Here is a 2,794-nt window from a genome sequence, read left to right as displayed (position 1 = left end):
GACCGATGCCGGCGCCACCGTTCCCGCCGCCGCCTGCCGTGCCCGCCGGTGCCGGGCCGACCGGTTCCGCCGGGTCGGTTGGCCCGTCCGCCGCCCGCGGTTCCGCCAGACCGGCCGGTTTCGCCGGTGCCCCCGATCCGGCAGGTGCGGCGGGCGCAGCGCCGGTCCGGGCCGCATCACCCGTCTCCGCGCCACCCGCCCGGGCCGCCGCCGCGCCCGTCTCCGCGCCACCCGCCCGGGCCGCCGCGGCGGTGCCGGCCGCACCGTGGGCGCCGGCCGGGAGCCCGGCGACGCCCACCACCCACGGCGGGCCCCGGAACGCGCCGGCCGACGGTCCCGGCCAGCCCGGCACGCCCTACCACGGCGGCCCGGACCTGGCCACCATCGCCTACGGCGGCGACGCGCCAAGCGCCGCCACGATCGCCTTCCCGGCCGGCAACCCACTGGAGAACTCCGGCTCGCTGACCGGACACATCCTGGCCCAGGGCTGGGCGGACAACCCGACGGTGGAGAAGTCCCGGACCACCCGGGTCGTGGTGGTCCTGGCCACCTCCCTCGTCCTGCTGGTGGCGATGAGTGTGCTGGTGGTCCTGCTGGCCGGCGACGCCATGGACGGGCTCGTCGGCAACCTGATCGACAAGTGAGGCCGAAGGGCGGGGGTGAATCCGCCCACTACTCGCTCGCGGCCCGCTGCCGGTGTCACCGGATCGCCGTACACTGGTGAGGATCACTGACCCGGCGTGCGTGGCGCACGCCCATGGGCGATCTTGCGGGCGAATCGGCGGCGTGGAGCTGCGGCAGGCCATCGCGAAGATGCGCCCCGCTCGAAAGGTTTTTCTTGACCATCTCCACTAATCCCGGCACCACTCCGTCCGCCCCCGACCTGCCGGTCGAGGACACCCCTACCGTCGAAGCGGCCGTCGACTTCGCCGCCCTGGGCCTGCCCCGCCGGCTGGTCGACACGCTCGCCCGGCAGGGGATCACCACCCCGTTCGAGATCCAGCGGGCGACCCTGCCCGACGCCCTGGCCGGCCGGGACGTGCTCGGCCGAGGCCAGACCGGCTCCGGCAAGACCCTCGCCTTCGGCCTGCCGATCATCGCCCGACTCGCCGACCGCAACCGGGCCCGCCCGCTGCACCCGCGAGCCCTGGTGCTGGTTCCCACCCGGGAACTCGCCATGCAGGTCAACGACGCCCTGATGCCGCTCGGCAAGGCCGTCGGGATCTTCCTCAAGACCGCCGTCGGCGGCGTCCCGTACGACCGGCAGATCGACGCGCTGCGCCGGGGTGTGGAGATCGTGGTGGCCACCCCGGGTCGGCTCGGCGACCTGATCGCGCGGGGTGTCTGCGTCCTGGACGACGTCGAGGTGACCGTGCTCGACGAGGCCGACCAGATGGCCGACATGGGCTTCCTGCCCGAGGTCACCGAACTGCTGGCGAAGACGCCCACGAACGCCCAGCGGCTGCTCTTCTCGGCCACGCTGGACGGGGACGTGGACTCACTGGTCAAGCGGTTCATGACCGACCCGGTGACCCACTCCACCGCCCCGTCGACCGCGTCCGTGTCCACCATGGACCACCACCTGCTGCTGATCCCGCCGCACGACAAGTTCGCCGTGGCGGCCTCGATCGCGGCCCGCGCCGGCCGGACGATGCTCTTCGCGCGTACCCAGCTCGGCGTCGACCGGCTGGTCGAGCAGCTCGCCGCCGTGGGCGTACGGGCCGGCGGGCTGCACGGCGGCAAGACCCAGCGGATGCGTACCAAGACCCTCGCCGAGTTCCGTGAGGGCCGGATGGACGTCCTGGTCGCCACCGACGTGGCTGCCCGGGGCATCCACGTCGACGGGGTCTCCCTGGTGCTGCACGTGGATCCGCCGAAGGACCCGAAGGACTACCTGCACCGCGCCGGCCGTACCGCCCGGGCGGGCGAGTCGGGCGCGGTGGCCACTCTGGTGTTGCCGAAGCAGCGCCGCACCACCCTGGCCATGATGGAGAAGGCGGGCGTCGAACCCGCGCAGGCCCGGGTCCGGGCCGGTGACCCGGCCCTGGCCGAGCTGACCGGCGCGCGTGAGCCCAGCGGCGTCCCGGTCCGCGACGAGCCGGAGCCGCGCCGCGCCGCGGGCCGCCGCTACGGCGACCGCCCCGCCGGGGACCGGCGCCACGGCGACCGCGACAGCCGGGGCGAACGCCGTTACGGCGACCGCTCCCTCGGCGATCGGGGCCAGCGTGGCTTCGACCGCCCCACCGGGGAACGGCGCTTCGGCGACCGGCCGCAGGGCGAACGCCGCTTCGGTGGCGAGCAGCGCTTCGGCGACCGACCGCAGGGCGAACGCCGCTTCGGTGGCGAGCAGCGCTTCGGCGACCGACCGCAGGGCGAACGCCGCTTCGGTGGCGAGCAGCGCGGCAGCGAGCGCCGGGGCGGGTTCCGTCCCGAGGGGCGCAGCCGCGACGACCGGCCGCGCGACGACCGGCGTGGTTTCGGCGGCCGGCCGCCGGCGCGTACCCACTGAGCCACCCGGACACCGCAACGCCGCCGCGGAGCACGCTCCGCGGCGGCGTTGCCGCATGCGCTGCCGGCGCAAGCCCGCTTGGCGTAACGTCCGGAGCATGCCGAGGTCACTCTTCTGGAGCCGGACGGGCAGCGGCGGCGCTGAGCACGCCATCGTCGCCGACGGCCCCGGGCTCACCGCGCACGGGACGCAACTCGCCGTCGATCCGGTGGGCTTCACCTGCCGCTACCGGCTGACCGTCGGCGCGGGCGGGGCGACCACCTCGCTGGAGGTGGAGGCCGAGGG

1 protein-coding gene and 2 pseudogenes are annotated in these 2,794 nt (G+C 75.3%); all 3 read left to right on the top strand.

Features of this window, described 5'->3' with window-relative positions:
- Positions 1-644, top strand: a pseudogene (locus E1165_RS30270) (hypothetical protein); the annotation flags it as partial.
- 194 nt (positions 645-838) lie between these two features.
- On the top strand, positions 839-2,509 hold the full coding sequence (locus tag E1165_RS28390; protein WP_371687410.1) for a DEAD/DEAH box helicase: 1,671 nt from the start codon (positions 839-841) through the stop codon (positions 2,507-2,509).
- Between the two features lie 97 nt (positions 2,510-2,606).
- Positions 2,607-2,794, top strand: a pseudogene (locus E1165_RS28385) (putative glycolipid-binding domain-containing protein); the annotation flags it as partial.

This window comes from Micromonospora sp. KC723, from assembly GCF_004348595.1.
Classification (GTDB): Bacteria; Actinomycetota; Actinomycetes; order Mycobacteriales; family Micromonosporaceae; genus Micromonospora.
This window is presented reverse-complemented; position numbering and strand designations above follow the sequence as displayed.